The sequence below is a fragment of the Roseibaca calidilacus genome (genome assembly GCF_001517585.1).
In the GTDB taxonomy this organism is placed as follows: domain Bacteria; phylum Pseudomonadota; class Alphaproteobacteria; order Rhodobacterales; family Rhodobacteraceae; genus Roseinatronobacter; species Roseinatronobacter calidilacus.
Genome location: NZ_FBYC01000004.1, coordinates 1445889 through 1465438, shown reverse-complemented (window position 1 = coordinate 1465438; position 19550 = coordinate 1445889). Strand labels below are relative to the sequence as shown.

The window sequence follows — 19550 nt, the reverse complement described above, 5'->3', positions numbered from 1 at the left end:
CTCCGTTCAGAGGGGCGGGGCTCAGGCTGCCATTACGGCGCGCATGGTGGAGGCAAGCTCGTCGCCGGTCTTTTCCTGCAAATCATGCGAAACCGTGCCAGAGGGTTTGGCCACGACCCCATCGGCCCCCAACTCTCGGGCCTTGGCCGCATGGGGCGAGCCGGACACAACCACCGACGACAACATGCAGACCTTTGCTTGCGTTTTCAGCTTGGCATGGCGCAGGAACTCCAGCCCATCCATAACCGGCATTTCGATATCCAGCAGGATCAGGTCTACCTCGGTCCCATCGGCCAACTTGTCGAGCGCCTCTTGACCGTTGGCGGCCTGTGCGACCACCTTGAAATCAGGTAAGCTTTTGACAAAGCTGGCAATATACAGCCGCATCATCGCGGCATCATCGACGATCATGACTTTGTGTTGCATGTCTCACTTCTCCGGAAGGTAAGCGCGTCCGCATGGGACAGCGGGCGCGCGTGTTTGTTCAGAAATTCGCAAAACCGCGCTCGTCTTGGTCAACAGACCCGCGCGCTTTGCCGTTTGCATGTCCATTGCTCAGGGCCTTGGCCTTGGGCGCGCCGGACGACATCTCGGCCGCGAACATGGCGCGAAGCTGTGCCATCATTTCAGGCGACATGTTTTTCATGTCCAGCGTGGTGCCGGCCTGTTGGCTCGCCATTGGGCGCAGCTTGAAGCGTTCGAAATCGCGGCGCATGATCTCTGTCACCGACTGCATTTCAGCAGTGCTCGAGGCCAGCTCATCGGCCTGTTGACTGGTCGACAAGGCGGCTTTGGCAACCTCACCGATTGCAGCATTGATCTGCGTGACGCCGCGTGCCTGATCTTCGCTGGCCACGGAGATACCGCTAACAAGGGTTTGCACTTCTTCGATATCGGCGGCAATCCGGTTGAAGGACTCGCGTGCTTCGCCTGCAATGCGAACACCCGATTGCACCCGGCCAGAGGCATCTTCGATCAGTTCCGAGGTTTCGCGCGCCGCTTTGGCGGACCGTCCTGCAAGGTTGCGCACCTCTTGGGCGACAACCGCAAAACCACGCCCATGCTGGCCCGCGCGCGCGGCCTCTACCGCCGCATTCAGCGCCAGAAGGTTGGTCTGGAACGCGATTTCGTCAATCACCTTGATGATCTTGGCAATATCCTGCGACGATGCGCGGATGCCTTCCATCGCGGTGACCATCTCAGAGATCTTCTGGTTGCCGTCATTGGCCACATTCACCGTATTGCCCACCAGACGGGTCGCGTTATCGGCCGAACTTGCGTTCGAGCGAACTTGCGCGCTGGTTTGCTCGGTCGAGGACGACACCTCATCCACGGAAGAGGATGCGATCTGCGAATTGGCGGCCAGCGACTGGCTGGATTGAGAAATTTGTTCGACGGTGATCGCAACCTGCGCGACCTGCTGGCTTGCGCTTGAGACCGTGCGGTTCAGACCAGAAAGCGCGGTTTCCATGGCGTCGACGATCCGGCGATAATCGCCGTCGAACCCATCGCGATCCAGGTCAATCGACAAATCGCCAGCATCCAATGCCACGCAAAAACGCTCGATTTCCGCGGTCACTTTCCGGAATGCGCTGCGAATATCTTCGATCGTGTCGTTGATGAAGAAACGCTCGCCCGAGAAATTTTCGATCGGGGCGTCGAAATTGCCGCGTGCGAATTCCGAAACGCAGGCAAGGATTTTCTTCTTGGTTTCAATATGCTGGCGGACCATGGTGTTGGTCCCTTCGGCAACAACCCGCAGACGGTCATTGAAGCTCTCTGCGGGTACGAAGTGACTGATGGTACCACCGGCATGGGCAGTGGCCATTTTGCCGATTTCATCAATCAGTAACGTGATTTCTTTGTTTTCCTGATGTGCTGAAGTGCGGTCCTGCCATTCAACGAAAATAGAATACGTCTTGCCGGATTGATCCAAAATCGGTGTGGCCTTGAAAGCCAGACGTTTGCCGCCGACGGTGAATTCACCATCATGTGGCTCAACGATATTTTCCATGATCCGGCGTTGATGGGCCGGGTTTTTATGGAAATCATCAATGTTGCGGCCGACCACCTTGCGGGGAACGAAGGACGGCAGGTCTTGCCGGATATCGTTTTCGATCGCTTCAAACATCTTGTAGCCCGCCTCATTCACAAAGCGGATTATCATGTCAGGGTCTGCTATCATGATGGGGTTGGACAGGACGTTCAGGGCGTCATGCGTTCCCATTTCATCCCAATTTTTAGCTGTCGAAGCTGTATTGGTCACGGTGTTGATTCCTTCGGCTAGTTCGGTTTTTGGACGGGGGCTTGGGTCAGAAACTGCGATGCGGTCCAGAGGGTCTGCGCCCAAGGCGCTGCCGGACGGTTTTGCGCGCGGTTTGCGGGGCGCAGTGGGTTTTTTGGCTGTCATGCGACGCTCCTTTCGCGGTTATCGGGCGGGGATTGCGCCAATGCGCGGGCAAGGGCGCTGTATTCGGCCGCGCAGGGGCTGTCGGGGGCGTGATCGAGGACAGAGCGCCCAAAGCCTGCCGATTCCGAAATCCGGATAGAATTGCTGATCGTTACATCCAGTAATTGCGGCGCGCCGAAGCGGGCTGACAACCGGCTGTGAACATCCCGGTGCAGGTTCAACCGACCCGAGAAACGGCACAACAGGAAGCGCAGTTTGTCATGGGCGATCTTATGCTGGGTAAAGCGTTCATGCAGGCGGGCAACACCTGACAGGCCCAGGAAATCGGGTTCCAGCGGGCAAAGAACCAGATCGGCCCAGCGGCACATGGCAACGGTCAGGTCCGACCAGCCCGGCGCCGTGTCCACGATCATCCAGTCGCCATGGGGCACGGCAAGGTCAGACACTGGCAGGGGCATTTCTTCGGCCGATGGCAGCAGCGAAAGCCCGATTTCGTCTTCAACGGCGGCGGGCTGCACCGGCTGACCGACCAACCAGTCGGCGGCGGTGTTGCCTGTGCCCTGTATCGGAACCATGGTCGACAAATGCGCCTGCGGGTCCAGATCGGCCAGCACGACAGATTTGGCCAAACCCTGCGCAAGCAAAGCGCTGGCCAAGTTCCTGACCGTGGTGGTCTTGCCCACGCCGCCTTTCTGGTTCTGGACAACGACCCGCATCACGCGTCTGCCTTTTCCTGCATCAAGCGGATGTCGTCATCGGACACCAGAACGGTCGGGTTCAGCAGCACGACAACGCTGTCATCAATGCGCCCCAGCCCAGCGATCACCTGTTTGGTGCTGGATTTTGCAAATTGCGCGTTGCTGTCAATTTGGCTGTCAGGGATCTCGCGCACTTCCCGCACGCCATCCACGATCAGGCCGATGGGGGCATCATCCACCTCCATGACGATGATGACCGTGCGGTCGTCATAGGCGCGTTCGTCCATCCGGAAGCGCAGGCGGATATCCATAAGCGGAATGACCTTCCCGCGCAGGTTGATCACGCCTTTCAAGTAAACCGGCAGGTCGGGGATGGGCATGATCCGCTGAATGCCGACAATCTCGATCACATCGGCAATGGCCACGCCGTATTCTTCCGACCCGATGTCAAAGGTCAGGTACATGTTGGCGATGGTATCGGCTTCCAAGGCGCCACCGAGCAGCGCGGCATCGCGATGGGTGTCTGGGTAGGGGGTAGTCATATGCTCTGTCCTTCCTTGTGGGCGGTTTGGGCCAGCGCGGTGGCGGGTGGTTCCAGTAGGGCCGCCGCGATAGAATTCAGTGGCAGGATAAATTGGGCTGCACCGATCATGACCGCCTGCCGGGGCATCCCCCAGACGACCGAACTGATCTCATCTTGGGCAATGGTGCGCCCGCCCGCGTTGCGAATGTTCAACAAGCCATTGGCCCCGTCCTTGCCCATGCCCGTCAGCAGCGCCGCAGAGCAGCTAGGGCCAAGACAACTTGCCGCGCTGTCGAACAGCATATCGACCGATGGCGTAGAGAAGCTGACAGGCGGGCCTTCTTGCAGCGAGACCCGCAGCTTGGGCTTGTGACCTATCAGCACCATATGACGGCTGCCGCCCGGGGCGATCAGCGCAAGGCCGGGGCGCATTTCGTCGCCGTCCTTTGCCTCGCGGACCTCGATGGCGCAGGTGGTATTCAGCCGCTTTGCAAAAGAGTGGGTAAAGCCCTCTGGCATATGCTGCACGATGGCAATGCCGGGTGCGTCAGACGGCATGAGCGGCAGCAACTGCGCCAGCGCCTGCACACCGCCGGTCGATGCGCCGATGACAATGACATGATCACGGGCATGGGAACTGCGCCGCGCCGTCAGCCGCGTCTGCACCAAGGGGCGGCTAAGAAACGGTCGGGCATTTGCAGCATTGCGCACGCGGCGGCAGATATCGGCCATGATCCGGGGCAGCGCGGTGCCGGTGCCAAGCGAGGGTTTGGCAATAATATCGACCGCGCCCGCTTCCAAGGCGCGCAGGGTCACTTCGGCCCCTTCGCTGGTGACAGCAGAGATGACAACCGTGGGGATCGCGCGCTCTGGCATCAGGCGGCGCATGAAGCTGACCCCGTCCAGCCGGGGCATTTCTATGTCCAGCGTAATCACGTCCGGGGCCAGGGCGCGGGCCATTTCCAGCCCCCTCTCGCCATCATGCGCGGCCCCGATCACCACGATGCCCGGATCGCTGGACATGCCTATTTCCAGCGCTTTGCGGATCATCGCTGAATCATCGACGATCAAGACGCGGACAGGTCTGCCGGGGTCATGTGACTGCGCCATCATGCCACTCCGTCCACGCATTGCGCGGTGCCATTGGTCAATGCGCGCCAGCGTGGCGACATGCCCCGCATGCTTTCGGTCACGCTGGTATACAGCCAGCCATTGCGCTCGGTGACATCAGCAATCGCGTTCACGATCTCAAGTTGGTCAGCCGGCGCGAAGTAATACAGCACGTTGCGGCAGAACACGGCCTGAAACGGGTATTTGAACGGGTAGGGGGCCTTTTTCAGGTTCATGCGCCGAAAGGTGCAGGCGGCGCGCAGTTCGGGGATGACCTCGAACTGGTCCTGTCCAACGGGCCGCAAATACCGGCGCAATATATCTTCGGGCACTTGTTCAAGGTGGCGCTTGCTAAAGCGCCCGGCTTCGGCGGTTTCGATCACCGGGCCGCTGATATCGGTGCCAAGGATATGCGTGCGCTTCAACGCTTCCAGCCCCAGCGTTTCGGCAATCAAGATGGCCAATGTGTAGACCTCATCGCCGGTAGAGCAGGCCGCACTCCACAAGCGGATCTCCGGGCGCTTTGCCAAGTCGGGCAAGACATTCTGCTGGAACCCTGACAGCGTGTCCATTTCGCGAAAGAAATAGGTATGGTTGGTCGATGCCGCGTGCACGATGGCCAGTTGCACGGCCTCTGTATTGGCGCGCAAAAGCGCTTGGGCCAGTTCGCACAGGCTGTCAAAGCCAAGACTATGCTGCACCCGGCCCAGCCGTTGCAGCAACAGATCGCGCTTGGATTCGGGGTAATGAATGGCGCAGCTGCGTTCCAGCCAACTGGAAATGGCTTCCAAGCTTACTTCGTCCGGTGGGCAGTTGCTTCTTGTCATGCGTCCAGTCCTTGCCGAAGGCGGTCGCAATCCAGCACCAGCGCCACATCGCCATTGCCAAGAAGCGCGCAGCCAAAGCTGGCCCGGACGCTTGTCAATCGGCCAGAGAGCGGCTTCATCACCACTTGCTGGCGGTCAAGAATCTCGTCCACCGGCACGGCCAAGGGGCCTTGCTCTGTCTGGAACACCATCATCACTTGGCGCTCTGCTTGCGCGCCGGGCGCGATGCCGTCGAAGATCTCTGTCAGGCGGCACACGGGGATGGTTCCGCCGCGCCAGTTGCAGACCTCTGCACCGCCTTGGGCCGAGATGCGCGCCAATTGCCCGTCTTCGGGCTGCATGATTTCCGCGACCACGTCGATCGGCACGGCAAATAGCAAGCCCGACAGGCGCAGGATAATGCAATCCAGAAAGGCAAGCGATACCGGGATATGCAGCGCCACGCGGGTGCCTTGGCCTGCGGTGCTGTCCACCACGATACGCCCGCGAAGTTGGTTCATTGTGGTATTCAGAACATCCATGCCGACGCCGCGCCCCGACAGGTTCGAGACATTCTCAGCGGTGGAAAACCCGTCCTTGAAAATCACCTTCCACAAAATGGCGGGTTCGGGTTCTTCGTCGGGGCCGAAAAAGCCGCGTTCGCGCGCCTTGGCCAGAATCTTGGTCCGGTTCAGGCCGCGCCCGTCATCCTCGACAACAATGCGCACTTCGCTGCCGACCTGCGCAGCGCTCAGGGTGATGCGCCCAAGCTCTGGCTTGCCGGCGGCAATACGCTCTGCTGGCAGTTCCAGCCCGTGATCTGCGGAATTGCGCAGCACGTGCAACAGCGGGTCATATAGGCGGTCCGCGACCAGCTTGTCGATCTGCGTGTCCGCGCCATGGATGACAAGATCAATCTTCTTGCCGGTCTGGCGTTCGATTTCGCGCACCATGCGGCGCAGACGTTTGAACACGTCGTCCACCGGGACCAGCCGCATTTCGGTCGCGGTGTCTTGCACTTCATGCACGATCATCATCAGCCGGTGGACAGCGGTTTCGAAATGCGACAGCTCCAGCCCGTCCAGATCGGGCGAGCGCACGGTTTCCGCCACCGAGAGCGACAATTCGGCGACAAGGTCCATCAACCGGCTGATACGTTCCGACGGAACGCGCATAAGCCCGGTATCAGAAGCCGTATCTGTTTTCGTCTGACTCATGTCTTGTCCCGGAAAGATCGCAATCGTTGATGAATATCTGCACAGAGCGTGCCAACCCGCCGCGCTGGGCGGTTAGGCAGCGTCCTCGGCGGAATCGTAATTGAAGATACACACGCCCTCGAACCCGTTCGACTTGAACAGGAAGGTCTTTTTCATTGTGTCCAGAAAACCGCCATGGCGTTTCTCGAACGATTTCAAGTCATTGACATTGTTAAAAAACACATTGATCGAAACATCCCCTTCCTTGGAGATCAACACATTCAGCCCGACCAAATTGCAGTCGGGAATGGCGTTTCCCATGGTCTCGACGACGAAGGGTGCCGCGATCTGGGCGGCATCGAGGCTGGGAAACTTCAAGTGATAGGTTTTGGATAGCATTTCCGGTGTCCCGCTGTTCATGAACATCTTTAAGAACGGCAGCCCGTCGCAATGTTTGAGCCATCCAAAAGGCGGTATCGCATCGCAAATGGGTGAAATGCGGTAAAACGGCTAGCCACCCGTCAGGGCAGACCCCTAGAACGGATGTCGCGAAACCTGTCGCCAAGCGCGCAAAGCGCCGTGTTTGACACTTGGTCGCTGCGCTATCCGTCTTTTAGAACGTTATTTTCTTGGCCCATTTTAAAAACCGCTGCGAAAAAGCGCGCTTGGCACGGTTTCTGCCTCTGTCTTGGCAGAAGCCAGAGAAGTGACCTTGCCCATGACAACGCTGCATTTCCTAGACCCGCAAACCGGTTTGCTGGACCGCTTGGCAGACCTGATGATACGCCGCCGCGTGTGCGTGACCCGCGGCGATATTGAACTGGCAAATGGTGCTGCGGCGCTGATCGGGCTGGTGACTGCTGAAAGCGACGTTCGAAGCCTTGTTCAGGCGGCGCGCGCGGCAAAGATGCGCAATCTTGTCGCCATATCGCTGGGCGCCGAAAGCCTGCGGGTTGAAACCGAACATGGCGGCAGCCTGCTGCGCCTGCATCTGCCTGCGAGCGAACAAGACATTGCCGCGCGTCATGCCGAACCCTTGCTGACCTATGTTGCCGAAATGATCGCCCACCCCATACGCCCCATGGTCGCCTGCGACCCGGCAACAGGTGGCCTGATAGACCTTGCCAACCGCGTGGCCCAAACGGATGTCACCGTGCTTATCAACGGGCCAACCGGCAGCGGCAAAGAGGTTCTGGCCCGCGCCATTCACGATGCCAGCCCTCGCGCGGGAAAGCCATTCGTGGCGCTGAACTGCGCGGCGATTCCGGACAACATGCTGGAAGCCATGCTGTTTGGCCATGTGAAAGGGTCTTTCACCGGGGCGGTTGCCGCTGGCCAAGGTCTGATCCGTGCCGCCGATGGGGGCACGTTGCTGCTGGATGAGATTACGGAAATGCCGCTGGCGCTTCAGGCCAAGCTGTTGCGTGTGTTGCAAGAACGCAAGGTCACGCCGCTTGGGTCTTCGGGCGAAATCGCGGTCGATCTGCGCATTCTGTCCACCACCAACCGTGGCATGCGCACAGAGGTCGCCGCCGGGCGCTTCCGCGAGGATCTGTATTACCGGCTGAACGTGTTCCCGCTTCAAACACTTGCCTTGCAGGACCGTCCCGAAGACATCGCACCGCTGGCCATCGCGTTCCTGCGCCGTCATTGGCAGCTTGGCGCGGTGCCGCTGCCAACACCCACCGCGATGGACATGCTGCGCTTTCACACATGGCCCGGCAATGTGCGCGAGTTGGAAAATGTCATGCAGCGTGCGTTGGTGCTGTGCGATGGCCGCCGGATCACGACCGATGACATCATGCTCGATAGCGCTGAGATGCCTGCGCCCAAGGCAGATCCGGCACCCACCCGTCTGGCCCGTCGGCTTGCGGCGGCTGTCTGAGGGTGAGCCATGACGGTCGGTCCGGTTGGCTCCAGCCCCGCGCTGCCACCTGTGCAAACGGTGCAGCCTGCGCGCGCGTCAGAAAGCACGCAGAGCTTTGGCGCGCGGTTGGAATCTGCCCTGTCAGAGGTCAACGCCGCCTCTGCCCGCGCGGCAGAATCCGCCCGCGCCTATCAGATGGGCACGCAAAACGATCTGGCCGCCGTGATGGTCGAACAGCAAGTGTCATCGCTTGGCTTTCAACTCACACTCAACGTGCGCAACAAGGCCCTTGGGGCATATCGCGACATCATGAACATGCCGCTTTAACGCGCGAAGGAATCTAGCCCATGGCAATTTCGCCCAGCCCAGTTTCCGGCGGTGCCCAATCGGGGTTGATGGCCCGCGCCCAAGGCGTGCCTGCTGCCATGTCCCGCTTTGCCGCGCAGCCCGCGCTGCGCCGCGCGCTGCCGTCACTGGTTATTCTGGCGGCCGCCGGCTTGGCGCTTCTGGCTTGGCTGGTCTGGCGCGACGCGCCGCGCAGCGCGCTCTATCCCGGCTTGCCAGAAGCTGAAAAGGCCCGCGTGGTCGAAGCCCTGTCCGCCGCCGGTGTCGATGCCCGCGTGGACCAGACAACCGGCGAAGTGACCGTGCCCACCGCGGAGTACCACCGCGCAAGGCTGTCCCTGGCCAGCCAAGGCTTGCCGCAGGCGGTGCCGGACGGGCAACAGGCGCTGTCTGACATTCCGCTGGGTGCCAGCCGTTCGCTGGAAAACGCGCGTTTGCGGCAAAGTCAGGAAATGGACCTTGCGCGCTCTATTGCCGAAATCGGGTCGGTTCAGGCGGCGCGGGTGCATCTGGCCTGGCCCGAACGCTCTGCATTCTTGCGCGACAATCACCCGCCGCGCGCGTCGGTCTTCGTGACCATGTTGCAAGGCCGCGTGCTGGATGCCGGGCAGGTCGAAGCGATCGTGCATCTGGTCTCATCCTCTGTGCCGGGTTTGGCGCGGGCCGATGTCAGCGTGGTGGACCAGACCGGTCGTTTGTTGTCGCGCGTCGATGATGGTGACGGTGCGCAAATGGCCGAACGCCACCTGCGCCACCGTGTCGAACTGGAAACCTTGCTACGCCGCCGGATCGAGGCGCTGCTGATCCCGGTTGTGGGGTTTGGCAACCTATCGGTCGAAGTGACCGCAGAGATGGATTTCACCCGCCGCGACATCCGCGAAGAACGTGTCGACCCCGAAGGCAACGCGCTGCGCAGCGAGCAGCTTAGCGAAAGCCTGACCCGTGACCCGGCCGCGGGCGGTATACCCGGCGCTGTCACCAACACCCCCCCGCAAGAGGCCGATCTGGCCGAAGCGCCGACCACGCAGACCGCGCAAGCCGACCCGCGCAACCAATCCAGCAGCACCACGCGCAATTTCGAGGTTAGCCGCACAGTTTCCAGCACGCAGCCGGAAACCGGGCAGGTTGAACGGTTATCGGCGGCGATCGTTATCCGCGCGCCGGACTTGGCCGACCCGGCCGCCGATGCCGCGCAGGCGCAGGCCGAGTTGGTGCAATCGCTGCAACCGCTTGTTGAAAGTGCCATCGCCTATAACGCGGCGCGCGGCGACAGCGTTACCATTCTGGTGCGCCCCTTCGCCATGCCCGCCACCACAGAGGCAGCACCCACCGGCGCTGCGTTGCCCTATGCGCAGCACTTGCCCGACATCTTGCGCGCCTTGGTCGTGATTGTCGTGGTCGCTGTAGTGGGCTTGGGTATATTGCGCCCGCTGCTACAGCGCCGCCTGAACGCTATCGAAAACGGCGTGCCCGGCGCCGAATACGGCCCCGGCATGATAGAGGTGGCCGAGGGCGATACGCTGGAAGACGTGGAAGAAAAGCTGAACCAGCGCCACCGCGACCTTGCCCAGAGCGTTCTGGGCCGCAATGCCAGCCGCGCGGACAAACAGGCCGTTTTGCAAAAGCTGGCCAAGGATGACCCGGCGCGCGTGGCGTCCGTGATTCACCGCATGATTCAGCCTGAACTTGAAACAACCGGATAACCCCCATGAGCGCTGTCGCCAGTTTCGGCCCTGCCACCCAAGATGCCGCAAAACTTATCCTGATGTTCGGTGAAGAGGTCGCCGCAGAGGTGTTTCGCAAGCTGTCGCCTGCTGAAGTGCAGCATCTGGGGGCAGCCGTCTATGCCATCGAAGATGTGAACGAAGATGAGGCCGACCGCGTGTTGGAGGATTTCCTGACCAAGCTGGCGGGCGAAACGGGGCTTGCCTACCGCGCAGGCGGCTATGTGCGCAGCGTGTTGTCCGATGCCTTTGGCCCGGATCGCGCGCAATCGGTGTTGGCGCGGATCAACCCGCTTAGCCTTGAACGCCCGATAGAGTTGCTCGACTGGATGGATGCCGCGACCGTGTTGGACGTGGTCAGTGATGAGCATCCGCAGATCATCGCGCTGGTCATTGCGTGTCTGGATGCCACGCGCGGGTCCATCGTGCTGACTTCGCTTGATGAAGAGTTGCAGTCCGACATCCTGCGCCGGATTGCCACCTTGGGCACTGTCACCCCCGAGGCGCTGGCCGATCTGGAAAAGGTGTTGCAGCGCAAGTTCAAAGCGTCCAGCAGTTCCAGCGCGTCGCAGATTGGTGGCGTGAAAGCGGCCGCGCGGATCATGAATTTCATGCGCTCGGATGCCGAGGCACGCATCCTGAAAGACATTCGCAAGGATAACAAAGACCTGATGACCGCCATTCAGGACAACATGTTTGTGTTCGACAATCTGGGCAAATCGGATGATCGCAGCCTGCAAACCTTGTTGCGCGCGATTGATCCTGAACAGCTTGTGCTGGCGTTGAAGGGCGCGGATGATGTGCTGCGCGAACGCCTGTTGTCCTGCATGTCGCTGCGCGCTGCCGCCGGTATCCGTGACGAGATGGAGGCCCTTGGCCCCGTCCGCCTGTCAGAGGTGCAAGAGGCCCAGAAACGCATTGTCGCAAGCGCGCGCGAAATGGCCGATGCGGGCACCATCGTGCTGGCCGGGCGCGGCGGCGAGGAAATGGTATGAGCGCCGCGACCTTCACGCCCGCGCAGCCGCGCGAAGAGCAAGCTTTTGTCCCCATGGCGGGGCTTGGGCAGGGCGCGGGTGGCTTCGTGCTGCGCCTGCCGCAAGACATGGTGCGCCACCCCCAGCCGGACCCTGTGCCAGAGGTGGCAGAGGCGCCGCCGCCACCGCCGCCGCCTGCCGCGCCCAGCCCAAAGCCCGTTATCCTGACCGAAGATCTACGCGCCAAGATCTATGCCGAAGGCTACACTGCCGCCCAGCAAGCGTTGCAAGACCAGATATCGACCGCGCGCATCGGCTTGGAACAGGCGGCGCAGCGCTTGGACGCAATCACCGACCAGATGTCGCACGCTTTGGAGGCCGAGGTCAGCGCGCTGGCACAGACTGTGTCCGATATGGTGCGCCAGTTGGCGGCAGAGCGCGCGGGCACCCAGATCAGCGCCGACCCGGCCGGTTTTGCCGAACGCATTTTGCATTTGGCGGAGCAGATCGCGGATGAATTCGGCACACTTCGGATTGCGCTGCACCCCGACGATCTGGCAGCACTCTCTGCCGCGCGCGATGCCGCCGCCGCGCCCGTGCTGGAACAGGTGTTCAAAGCCCGACTGCGCGCCGACCCTGCGCTTGCACGGGGTGATCTGCGCATAAAAGGCCAAGGGCTGGCGGTCGATGACCTGATCGGCAGGATCACCGAATGAGCGCCGCGCCGCGCCCTCTGGTCGCGCTGCGCGACCGCTTGCAAGCCCTGCCGCGGCCTGCCCCGGTCCTTTCGGGGCAGGTGGTGCGGTATGACGGGTTGCATCTGGACACGACCGGGTTTCCCGCCCAGCCCGGCGCCTTGGCCTGTGTGCAGGGCGCGCAAGGCCGCCCCGTCTTGGCAGAGGTGGTGGGCTTTGAAGATGGCCGCAACAAGCTGGTGGTCACGGATCCCGGCACGCCAATTCTGGCCGGGGCAGGGGTGCATTTGCTGCCCGGTGGTCAGGATGTGGCCGTGGGCGAAGGCTTGTTGGGCCGTGTGACAGATGCGCAGGGCACACCTTTGGACAACCGCCCCGCTCCCGTGCTGTCAGAAAGCTGGCCCTTGGCGGGCAAGCCGCTGAACCCGCTGTTGCGCAAACCGGTCGATCAGCCCTTTGACTGCGGTGTGCGGATTGTGAATGCCGCGCTGACCATGGGCGAAGGGCAGCGCATTGGCATTATCGCGGGCTCTGGTGTGGGCAAATCGGTGCTGATTGAAATGATGGCGCGCAACGCGCAGGCCGATGTTGTCGTGCTGGCCCTGATTGGCGAGCGCGCGCGTGAGGTGGGCCATATGGCCAGCCGCCTGATGCAGGGCGACGCCGCCGCGCGCTGTTGCATGGTCGCGGTGCCCGCTGACCGCTCGCCCTTGTTGCGGTTGCGCGGTGTGCGCCGGGCCATCGCGATTGCCGAATGGTTTCGCCAGACCGGGCGGCGCGTGCTTTTGATCGTGGACAGCCTGACCCGCGTGGGCCATGCGCAGCGCGAAATCGGGTTGGCCATGGGCGAGCAACCCACCGCCAAGGGCTATCCGCCCTCTGTGATCGCCTTGATTCCGCAGCTTTTGGAACGCGCCGGGCCGGGCTTGCCGGGCGAAGGCACGATAACCGCCATTTGCACCGTGCTGGCCGATGGCGATGACACGGTGTCGGACCCGGTGGTCGATAGCGCCCGCGCCATTCTGGATGGGCATTTGGTGCTGTCGCGGGCGCAGGCGCAGGCCGGGATTTACCCCGCGATTGACATAACCCAATCGGTCAGCCGCGTTATGCCCGATGTGACGGACGACGCCCAGCAAAGCGCGGCCATGCGGCTGAAAAAGCTGGTTTCCGCCTATAACGCCAACCGCGATCTGGTGATGATGGGCGGTTATGTCAAAGGGCAGGACCGCGATCTGGACGAAGCGATGCAGCTTTGGCCCCAAATCTGCGCCTTGATTTCGCAATCCCCGCGTGACCCGGTCACGCTGGACGACAGCCGCGCCGCGCTGATGGCGGTCTGCGGCACGGCAGAGGAGTGACGATGCGCAGCAGGCTGTTTCATTTGCAGGCGCAACGGGTCTTTGTGCGCATGGCGCAAAGCGCGCATTGGATACAGGCGGCGCAACACCAAGCGCAGCAGGCGCAAGCCGCGCAAGACCGTTTGGCGGTGCTTTTGGACAGTCTGCGCCCGGCATCCGGCCCTGTCAGCGTGGCGCAATTGCGCGATACGGCGCGCCTGTCGCACAGCCTTGGGGTCGAACAGGCCCGGCAGGCAGAGCTTGCGCAAACCGCGTCTGACCAAGCCCATGCCGCGCGCGGTGAATTGCAGCACCAATTGCGCCGGCACCAACACGCGCAACAGGCCGCGCGCCGCGCGCACCGCGAGGAAGCAGAGGCCGCGCAGGACCGCCATGATGCGGCAGTCCCATATCGCGCGCGCTAGGCGGCGTTTCGGCACGCAACTTGCAACGCGGTTGTAACGCGATAGCACAGGCCCGGTCATGACGCTGATCTCTGCCCTTCTGAATGTTCCAAACAAGCCCGACGGGTTTGCGTCCATCCTGTCTGTCGGACAGGTGGATGGCGAAAAGCGGGGTGCTTTCAGTGCGCTGATGGACAGCGTTTTAGCAGAACTGGCCCCGAGTGATGCGGGGCCGGTTCCCGACGCGGACCCTGCGCCAGATGCGCCACAAGACCCTTTGGCCGCGTTGGTGGCCGTGCTGCAACCCGGCCAGACGGCCCAAACAGGCCATGGCGCAGAGGGTGGCGCGATGGGTGCGCCCAGCGTTTCAACGCCTTTCATGCCCGGCCAAGTGCTGGTTCCCCCAAGCGAGGGAGAGAGGGCTGACCCCATGGCCAAAATACCGCTAGGGGCCGGACCAGAGTTTTTGCCTGATACCGCAAAACCCTTGGCCGCGATGCGGGTCGCACTGGCAGAGGCCGTTGCCCCGGAAACGGTCACCCCCGCGCTGCCAGCCATACCGCTGGATCGGACCATCACTCCAATGCCGTCACCGAAGACCGCGTTGCAGCTTGGCTCTGCTTTGTCCACGGTTATGGTCAGCCAATCTATGCCTACGAAGCTGGCAGTTCCGGAAAAGCTGATGGCCGCGCCTGCCTTGCCTGGACAAAGGGCAGACGCTGAAAACGCCACCGCAAATTTTGTGTCCAGCATTGCGCGCGGCCTTGGGTCTGGCCAAGTGCCAAAACCTGCGGCCAACCTGCCAATCCGGGCAATCGGGCCTGCCATGTCCGCCCCCGCGCTGCCCGCAATTGCCCCGATTGCGCCGCCGCTGCCCGGCCCGATTGAGGCTGCATCCCTACCGGTTGATACAGGCGGCGCGCCTATGGCCGCCCCTGTATCCGCCACGCCTGCGGCTGTGCCGCCCGCGCCGGGTGCGCTGGGTGCGCTGGGTATGCCCTTGCCGATGTTCGCCCCGGACTGGACCGCGCAATTGATCGAGGGGCCGGTTGCAAACTTGGCAGAGGCCGGGGGTGGCACGATGGTGCTGGAACTGGCCCCCGAGGAACTGGGGCGCATGACCGTTTCTGTCAGCGTGCAGGGCGATAGCGCATCGGTGTTGTTCGCCGCCGAAAACCCAGAGGCTGCAAGGCTTTTGTCAGAGGCGCAGCGCCAATTGGCCACCGATCTGGAACGACTTGGTATGACGCTTGCAGGGCATGACACAGCGCCAGAGCGGCGCGCACCGCAAGAGCAGGGGGGGCAGCCCGATGGGCATAGCCCTTCTGGCCTTGGCCCGACTGACCCGGTTTTAGCCCCTGCACCCGCGACCCGACTTGTGAACCTTATCGCATAAAGGCCCATCATGGCTGACAAAGAGAAAAACACCGACGACGTGACCGACGACGCCCCGAAAAAGAAGGGCGGCAAACTGTTGCTGCTGCTGGGGCTGCCGCTGACGGCTGCCTTATTCGCTGGCATCGGCTTTGGTGCAGGGTGGTTTCTGTATTCGGATGCGAATTCGCCCATGTCGCAAGCGCTGCGGATGATCGAACCCGCAGACTCTACGCCTGCCGAGGGCGAAGGTGGCGCGCGCGGTATGCCAGAGCAGACGCGCACAACCCCTGAGGACGGGGTGTTTGAGACGACCTATTTCAGTTTCGAAGAGGCGCTGACCACCAATCCGCAAGGCTCGCGCCGGTTCATCCAACTGGGGGTGACGCTGTCCACCCAGTATGACGCCAAGGTGATGGAGCATGTCGAAACCCATCAAGCGGCGCTGCGTTCCGATATGCTGGCGGTGATCGGCAGCTTCACAGAGGACGAAATGAGCAGCCGCGACGGGCGCGAACGCATGGCCGCCGCCCTGCGCGACGCGATCAACGAGCGTCTGGAAGCCATCGAAGGTTTCGGGGGCGTCGAAGGCGTGTTTTTCCCGTCTTTCGTGCTGCAATAGGCGCGCCATGGCAAAGCAACGCAAGCTTTCCTCGACAGAGGTCGCGGCCCTTGTCGGCGGGTTGACAGCCGATTTCGGCGGCGATGACGAAACAGAATTTCATAACGGGCAACCGGTCAGGCCGTTCTCTTTTGCCAAAACGCAAGATGCCGGCATTGGCGAATACCATGGTCTGCGCATTGTGCATGAGCGGTTCTGCCGCGTGGCGCGATCTGCCTTCATGCCGCTGTTGCGCTTCCAGCCGCGCCTGTCCAGCTTTCTGCCGGAGTTGATGACATTCGAGGACTACCGCAACGGGCAAGAGAATTTCGTCTCGCTGACCATCAGCGCGTCCGATGCGCTGCGCGGTAACCAGCTTATGGTGTTCCCGCCCGAGTTTATCGCGCGTCTGACCAATGCCTATTACGGCGGTGGGGTGGACGGGCCCAAGCTGCACCGCACCGAATTTACCGCCGCAGAACACAGGGTGATCGAACTGATCACCGACCGGCTGAATTCGGCGCTGGAACTTGCGTGGCGCGATCTGGTGACCGTGGGGTTCAACGCCATAAGCCGCGAAGAGAATATGCAGTTTATGGCCTTTGCCGAAAATGAAGAAAAGGTCGTATGCTGTTCATTTATAGTGGAAATTCCGGGTCATGAGGCGGCGACATTCGACATTGTCTACCCGCTTCAGATATTGAAGCCGATCTCCAGCCAGTTGCGCTCTCGGATGCAGTCTGACCAGTTGACAGAGGATCGCAACTGGCGTGAACGGCTGGAAGCCGCGATCCTTGGCATTCCGTTGACCGTCTCGGCGCGGTTGTGCCAGCCGCAGCTTTCGGTGGCCCGGCTGATGCGGCTGGAAGATGGCGACGTGGTCCCGGTGTCATTGGGCAGCGCGGTGGATGTGTTGGTCGATGGCGTGCCGATGTTCCAAGCCCAGCCGGGCGCGCAGAACGGCCATGCGGCCGTGTCGATCTTGCGGGCGATTGCGCCCCAAAGCCAAAAAGGACTAAGCCATGCCGAATGATGCAAAACCCACGGCGCCCGACCATTTGCGCCTGCTGGAAAATATTGACGTGGCGCTGACTGTCGAAGTGGGACGCACGCAGCTGACCATTCGCGACTTGCTGCGCCTGTCCGAAGGGTCGGTGGTCGAACTGAACCGCATGGCGGGCGATCCGCTGGATGTGCTGGTCAATGGCACCCCCATCGCCAAGGGCGAGGTCGTGATGGTCGGCGAACGCTTTGGCATTCGCTTTGGCCAGATCATAACCCCCGAAGAACGCGCCGACGTGGTCTGACACCGCCGCGCATGGCACGATCCTTGCAGCATCATGCCCAGATCGCGGGGCATTCCCGCAGGTAGATTTGGTGCTGCATGGATATTCTGACATTCGACCGGCTGGTTACGCTTGGCCTGTTCATGGCGGCGCTGGGCGCGGCATGGGTTTTCGTTCATCGCAACAAACACGGGCTGTCGCGCAAGCTGGCGCAGGGCCGCCGTTTGCAGGTGCAGGACACGCTTGCGCTGGGGGCCAACCAACGCGCCGTGCTGCTGGCGGTGGATGGCCGTGAATTTCTGGTCGTTCAGGGGAAGGGCGGCAATTGTTCCGTTCAGCCCTTGGGTGGCCCGGCGGCAGGGGCGCAGGCATGATCCGCCCCATCCTTGCCGTTTTCTTGGTGCTTCTGCCTGTGGCGGCACAGGCCCAAGGTCTGCCTGCGCTGACCATGACCGAAGGCGAGGGTGGCACAAGCTGGTCCTTGTCCTTGCAGATTCTGGCGCTGATGACGGCACTGACGGTGTTGCCATCCTTGCTGTTGGGCATGACCGCCTTCACCCGCATTGTGATCGTGCTGTCCATTCTGCGCCAAGCACTTGGCACGCAGCAAACGCCGCCCAACCAAGTGCTGATCGCGCTGGCGTTGTTCTTGACCTTCTTCGTCATGCAGCCGGTTTTCTCTGAAATCTACGAAACCGCGATTGGCCCGGCGCTGGATGGCGCGCTGCCACAAACCGAGGCGCTGGAACGTGCCAGCGTGATCATCAAGGCCTTCATGGTCGAACATACGCGGCAATCGGATTTGCTGATGTTTGCCGATATGGCGGGTGCAGGCCCGTTCGAATCCTCTGACACGGTGCCCTTTCATGTTCTGCTGCCCGCGTTCCTGACGTCCGAGCTGAAAACCGCCTTCCAGATCGGGTTCCTGCTGTTCCTGCCCTTTCTGGTCATCGATATCGTGATCGCCTCTATTCTGATGGCGCTTGGCATGATGATGGTGTCGCCCATCATGGTGGCGCTGCCGTTCAAGCTGCTGCTGTTCGTGCTGGTTGATGGCTGGGCGCTGACCGTGGGGTCGCTGGCCGCAGGCTATGGCATGGGGGGGTAACCTATGGACTATACCGAAGCATCGGAACAATTGCAGCTTGCCTATTTCACCATTTTGAAAGTGGCAGGCCCGGTTTTGGCCGTGGCCTTGGGCGTGGGGTTGCTGATCGGGGTGCTGCAAGCAGCGACATCCATCAACGAGCAAACGCTCAGCTTTGTGCCCAAGCTGGCGGTGGTGTTCATCGCCATGGCGCTTGGGTCGGCGCTGATGCTGGGCACCTTGTCCGATTACTTCCTGTTCGTGTTCGAACAGGTCCAAGACATTCGCTAGGGGGTGCTGGTGGAAGGTGCCGTTGTCACCCTGCCGGGGCTGGATTTGGCCAGCATGGCGGACCTGCTGGCGGCGCAGCTTTTTGCCATGTTGCGCATTGGTGCCTTCCTGATCGCATCGCCTGCGTTTGGGGGGCGCTTTGTGCCGCTGCCGGTGCGGATTGTCGCGGCCGTCTGCCTGTCGCTGGTCGTGCCTCAGCTATATGATATGCCCGATGCCGACAGCCTTGCCGCCTTGTCGGCTATACCATTGGTCCTTGCCGAAATCGCGGTGGGCGTGGTGGCAGGGCTGGTGCTGACCATCCTGTTCGCCGCCGCCAGCATTGCGGGCGATCAGATCGCCAATGCGGCAGGCTTGGGCTTTGCAGTGCAACTGGACCCGACCGCCGCCGGGCAAAGCCCTGTTCTGGCGCAGTTTTTCAGCCTTGCCTTGCTGTTGGTCTTTCTGGGCATGAATGGGCACCTGATGGCCTTGCGCATCATGCTGGACAGCTATGCCAGCTTTCCGCCTGGGGCAGAACTGGACATTGCCGCGCTAAGCCGCGCGGGCATCATGGCGGGCGCGTCAATGTTCGCGCTGGCCGCGTCGTTGATGTTGCCGGTTGTGGCCGGGTTGGTGGTGCTGAACCTGTCGGTCGGGGTGCTGACCCGGTCCGCCCCGCAGATGAACCTGTTCTCGGTGGGCTTTCCGCTGACCATCCTCATCATGTTCTTCTTGCTGTGGCTGGCCGCACCAGAAATGTTCTTGGGCTTTGCAAACCTTGCCAATGACAGTTTGACAACGCTTGATGGGCTTTGGCCCTTGCCGCGATAAGGGACC

General features: G+C 61.7%; 23 protein-coding genes. 15 read left to right on the top strand and 8 right to left on the bottom strand.

The features are described 5' to 3' along the window. Positions 1-21 precede the first annotated feature (21 nt). From AWT76_RS10815 to AWT76_RS10780, 8 genes are all read right to left on the bottom strand, one after another. Entirely contained in the window at positions 22-426 is a 405-nt protein-coding gene (locus tag AWT76_RS10815) for a response regulator (RefSeq protein ID WP_072246365.1), read from the bottom strand. Between the two features lie 58 nt (positions 427-484). Continuing rightward, positions 485-2410, bottom strand: a complete 1926-nt coding sequence (locus AWT76_RS10810) for a methyl-accepting chemotaxis protein (protein WP_072246364.1) — start codon at positions 2408-2410, stop codon at positions 485-487. Further along, entirely contained in the window at positions 2407-3126 is a 720-nt protein-coding gene (locus AWT76_RS10805; protein WP_072246363.1) for a ParA family protein, read from the bottom strand. The genes AWT76_RS10810 and AWT76_RS10805 overlap by 4 nt, the downstream gene beginning before the upstream one ends. After that, positions 3126-3650 carry a chemotaxis protein CheW gene (locus AWT76_RS10800; RefSeq protein ID WP_072246362.1) on the bottom strand — a complete coding sequence of 175 codons (525 nt, stop codon included), beginning with the start codon at positions 3648-3650 and terminating at the stop codon, positions 3126-3128. Before AWT76_RS10800 ends, AWT76_RS10805 begins: the two co-directional genes overlap by 1 nt. Then, positions 3647-4741, bottom strand: coding sequence for a protein-glutamate methylesterase/protein-glutamine glutaminase (locus AWT76_RS10795; RefSeq protein ID WP_245638806.1), 1095 nt, complete (start codon positions 4739-4741; stop codon positions 3647-3649). Before AWT76_RS10795 ends, AWT76_RS10800 begins: the two co-directional genes overlap by 4 nt. After that, complete coding sequence (locus AWT76_RS10790) at positions 4741-5568, bottom strand: CheR family methyltransferase (RefSeq protein WP_072246360.1); 828 nt, start codon at positions 5566-5568, stop codon at positions 4741-4743. Before AWT76_RS10790 ends, AWT76_RS10795 begins: the two co-directional genes overlap by 1 nt. Continuing rightward, a complete protein-coding gene (locus tag AWT76_RS10785; RefSeq protein WP_072246359.1) occupies positions 5565-6764 on the bottom strand; it encodes a chemotaxis protein CheA in 1200 nt (399 codons plus the stop codon). Before AWT76_RS10785 ends, AWT76_RS10790 begins: the two co-directional genes overlap by 4 nt. A gap of 72 nt (positions 6765-6836) precedes the next feature. Then, a complete protein-coding gene (locus tag AWT76_RS10780) occupies positions 6837-7163 on the bottom strand; it encodes a hypothetical protein (RefSeq protein ID WP_245638805.1) in 327 nt (108 codons plus the stop codon). A gap of 298 nt (positions 7164-7461) precedes the next feature. Between AWT76_RS10780 and AWT76_RS10775 the strand changes: the two genes are divergently transcribed. The 15 genes from AWT76_RS10775 (at position 7462) to fliR (ending at position 19544) form a co-directional block, all read left to right on the top strand. After that, the gene (locus AWT76_RS10775; protein WP_072246358.1) at positions 7462-8628 is read left to right on the top strand and encodes a sigma-54 interaction domain-containing protein; all 1167 of its coding nucleotides are present in this window, start codon (positions 7462-7464) and stop codon (positions 8626-8628) included. A gap of 9 nt (positions 8629-8637) precedes the next feature. Then, a complete protein-coding gene (gene fliE, locus AWT76_RS10770; protein ID WP_072246357.1) occupies positions 8638-8937 on the top strand; it encodes a flagellar hook-basal body complex protein FliE in 300 nt (99 codons plus the stop codon). A 20-nt stretch (positions 8938-8957) separates the two neighbouring features. After that, entirely contained in the window at positions 8958-10658 is a 1701-nt protein-coding gene (fliF, locus tag AWT76_RS10765; RefSeq protein WP_072246356.1) for a flagellar basal-body MS-ring/collar protein FliF, read from the top strand. Between the two features lie 5 nt (positions 10659-10663). Beyond that, positions 10664-11674 carry a flagellar motor switch protein FliG gene (fliG, locus tag AWT76_RS10760; protein WP_072246355.1) on the top strand — a complete coding sequence of 337 codons (1011 nt, stop codon included), beginning with the start codon at positions 10664-10666 and terminating at the stop codon, positions 11672-11674. Beyond that, positions 11671-12369: a FliH/SctL family protein gene (locus tag AWT76_RS10755; protein ID WP_072246354.1), complete on the top strand. Its 699-nt coding sequence runs from the start codon at positions 11671-11673 to the stop codon at positions 12367-12369. Before fliG ends, AWT76_RS10755 begins: the two co-directional genes overlap by 4 nt. Continuing rightward, positions 12366-13709: a FliI/YscN family ATPase gene (locus AWT76_RS10750; RefSeq protein ID WP_072246353.1), complete on the top strand. Its 1344-nt coding sequence runs from the start codon at positions 12366-12368 to the stop codon at positions 13707-13709. The genes AWT76_RS10755 and AWT76_RS10750 overlap by 4 nt, the downstream gene beginning before the upstream one ends. Positions 13710-13711: 2 nt before the next feature. Then, positions 13712-14113: a hypothetical protein gene (locus AWT76_RS10745; protein ID WP_072246352.1), complete on the top strand. Its 402-nt coding sequence runs from the start codon at positions 13712-13714 to the stop codon at positions 14111-14113. A gap of 58 nt (positions 14114-14171) precedes the next feature. Continuing rightward, positions 14172-15488: a flagellar hook-length control protein FliK gene (locus AWT76_RS10740; RefSeq protein WP_072246351.1), complete on the top strand. Its 1317-nt coding sequence runs from the start codon at positions 14172-14174 to the stop codon at positions 15486-15488. Between the two features lie 9 nt (positions 15489-15497). Then, a complete protein-coding gene (locus tag AWT76_RS10735) occupies positions 15498-16088 on the top strand; it encodes a flagellar basal body-associated FliL family protein (RefSeq protein WP_072246350.1) in 591 nt (196 codons plus the stop codon). A gap of 7 nt (positions 16089-16095) precedes the next feature. After that, on the top strand, positions 16096-17100 hold the full coding sequence (fliM, locus tag AWT76_RS10730; RefSeq protein ID WP_072246349.1) for a flagellar motor switch protein FliM: 1005 nt from the start codon (positions 16096-16098) through the stop codon (positions 17098-17100). Then, a complete protein-coding gene (gene fliN, locus AWT76_RS10725) occupies positions 17090-17374 on the top strand; it encodes a flagellar motor switch protein FliN (protein WP_072246348.1) in 285 nt (94 codons plus the stop codon). The genes fliM and fliN overlap by 11 nt, the downstream gene beginning before the upstream one ends. Positions 17375-17451: 77 nt before the next feature. After that, a complete protein-coding gene (locus AWT76_RS10720; RefSeq protein ID WP_072246347.1) occupies positions 17452-17727 on the top strand; it encodes a flagellar biosynthetic protein FliO in 276 nt (91 codons plus the stop codon). Then, a complete protein-coding gene (gene fliP / locus AWT76_RS10715) occupies positions 17724-18461 on the top strand; it encodes a flagellar type III secretion system pore protein FliP (RefSeq protein ID WP_072246346.1) in 738 nt (245 codons plus the stop codon). The genes AWT76_RS10720 and fliP overlap by 4 nt, the downstream gene beginning before the upstream one ends. 3 nt (positions 18462-18464) lie before the next feature. Continuing rightward, entirely contained in the window at positions 18465-18731 is a 267-nt protein-coding gene (fliQ, locus tag AWT76_RS10710) for a flagellar biosynthesis protein FliQ (RefSeq protein ID WP_072246345.1), read from the top strand. Positions 18732-18740: 9 nt separating this feature from the next. Beyond that, the gene (fliR, locus tag AWT76_RS10705) at positions 18741-19544 is read left to right on the top strand and encodes a flagellar biosynthetic protein FliR (RefSeq protein ID WP_072247649.1); all 804 of its coding nucleotides are present in this window, start codon (positions 18741-18743) and stop codon (positions 19542-19544) included. Positions 19545-19550 lie beyond the last annotated feature (6 nt).

Excerpts from the sequence above, each read along its gene's own strand:
- fliM (WP_072246349.1), top strand. The coding sequence starts at position 16,096 with ATGGCAAAGCAACGCAAGCTTTCCTCGACAGAGGTCGCGGCCCTTGTC.
- AWT76_RS10800 (WP_072246362.1), bottom strand. The coding sequence starts at position 3,650 with ATGACTACCCCCTACCCAGACACCCATCGCGATGCCGCGCTGCTCGGT.
- AWT76_RS10750 (WP_072246353.1), top strand. The coding sequence starts at position 12,366 with ATGAGCGCCGCGCCGCGCCCTCTGGTCGCGCTGCGCGACCGCTTGCAA.
- AWT76_RS10720 (WP_072246347.1), top strand. The coding sequence starts at position 17,452 with ATGGATATTCTGACATTCGACCGGCTGGTTACGCTTGGCCTGTTCATG.
- fliN (WP_072246348.1), top strand. The coding sequence starts at position 17,090 with ATGCCGAATGATGCAAAACCCACGGCGCCCGACCATTTGCGCCTGCTG.
- AWT76_RS10755 (WP_072246354.1), top strand. The coding sequence starts at position 11,671 with ATGAGCGCCGCGACCTTCACGCCCGCGCAGCCGCGCGAAGAGCAAGCT.
- AWT76_RS10790 (WP_072246360.1), bottom strand. The coding sequence starts at position 5,568 with ATGACAAGAAGCAACTGCCCACCGGACGAAGTAAGCTTGGAAGCCATT.
- fliF (WP_072246356.1), top strand. The coding sequence starts at position 8,958 with ATGGCAATTTCGCCCAGCCCAGTTTCCGGCGGTGCCCAATCGGGGTTG.
- AWT76_RS10810 (WP_072246364.1), bottom strand. The coding sequence starts at position 2,410 with ATGACAGCCAAAAAACCCACTGCGCCCCGCAAACCGCGCGCAAAACCG.
- AWT76_RS10795 (WP_245638806.1), bottom strand. The coding sequence starts at position 4,741 with ATGGCGCAGTCACATGACCCCGGCAGACCTGTCCGCGTCTTGATCGTC.
- AWT76_RS10745 (WP_072246352.1), top strand. The coding sequence starts at position 13,712 with ATGCGCAGCAGGCTGTTTCATTTGCAGGCGCAACGGGTCTTTGTGCGC.
- AWT76_RS10805 (WP_072246363.1), bottom strand. The coding sequence starts at position 3,126 with ATGCGGGTCGTTGTCCAGAACCAGAAAGGCGGCGTGGGCAAGACCACC.
- AWT76_RS10815 (WP_072246365.1), bottom strand. The coding sequence starts at position 426 with ATGCAACACAAAGTCATGATCGTCGATGATGCCGCGATGATGCGGCTG.
- fliG (WP_072246355.1), top strand. The coding sequence starts at position 10,664 with ATGAGCGCTGTCGCCAGTTTCGGCCCTGCCACCCAAGATGCCGCAAAA.
- AWT76_RS10785 (WP_072246359.1), bottom strand. The coding sequence starts at position 6,764 with ATGAGTCAGACGAAAACAGATACGGCTTCTGATACCGGGCTTATGCGC.
- AWT76_RS10735 (WP_072246350.1), top strand. The coding sequence starts at position 15,498 with ATGGCTGACAAAGAGAAAAACACCGACGACGTGACCGACGACGCCCCG.
- fliQ (WP_072246345.1), top strand. The coding sequence starts at position 18,465 with ATGGACTATACCGAAGCATCGGAACAATTGCAGCTTGCCTATTTCACC.
- fliP (WP_072246346.1), top strand. The coding sequence starts at position 17,724 with ATGATCCGCCCCATCCTTGCCGTTTTCTTGGTGCTTCTGCCTGTGGCG.
- fliE (WP_072246357.1), top strand. The coding sequence starts at position 8,638 with ATGACGGTCGGTCCGGTTGGCTCCAGCCCCGCGCTGCCACCTGTGCAA.
- AWT76_RS10740 (WP_072246351.1), top strand. The coding sequence starts at position 14,172 with ATGACGCTGATCTCTGCCCTTCTGAATGTTCCAAACAAGCCCGACGGG.
- AWT76_RS10775 (WP_072246358.1), top strand. The coding sequence starts at position 7,462 with ATGACAACGCTGCATTTCCTAGACCCGCAAACCGGTTTGCTGGACCGC.
- AWT76_RS10780 (WP_245638805.1), bottom strand. The coding sequence starts at position 7,163 with ATGAACAGCGGGACACCGGAAATGCTATCCAAAACCTATCACTTGAAG.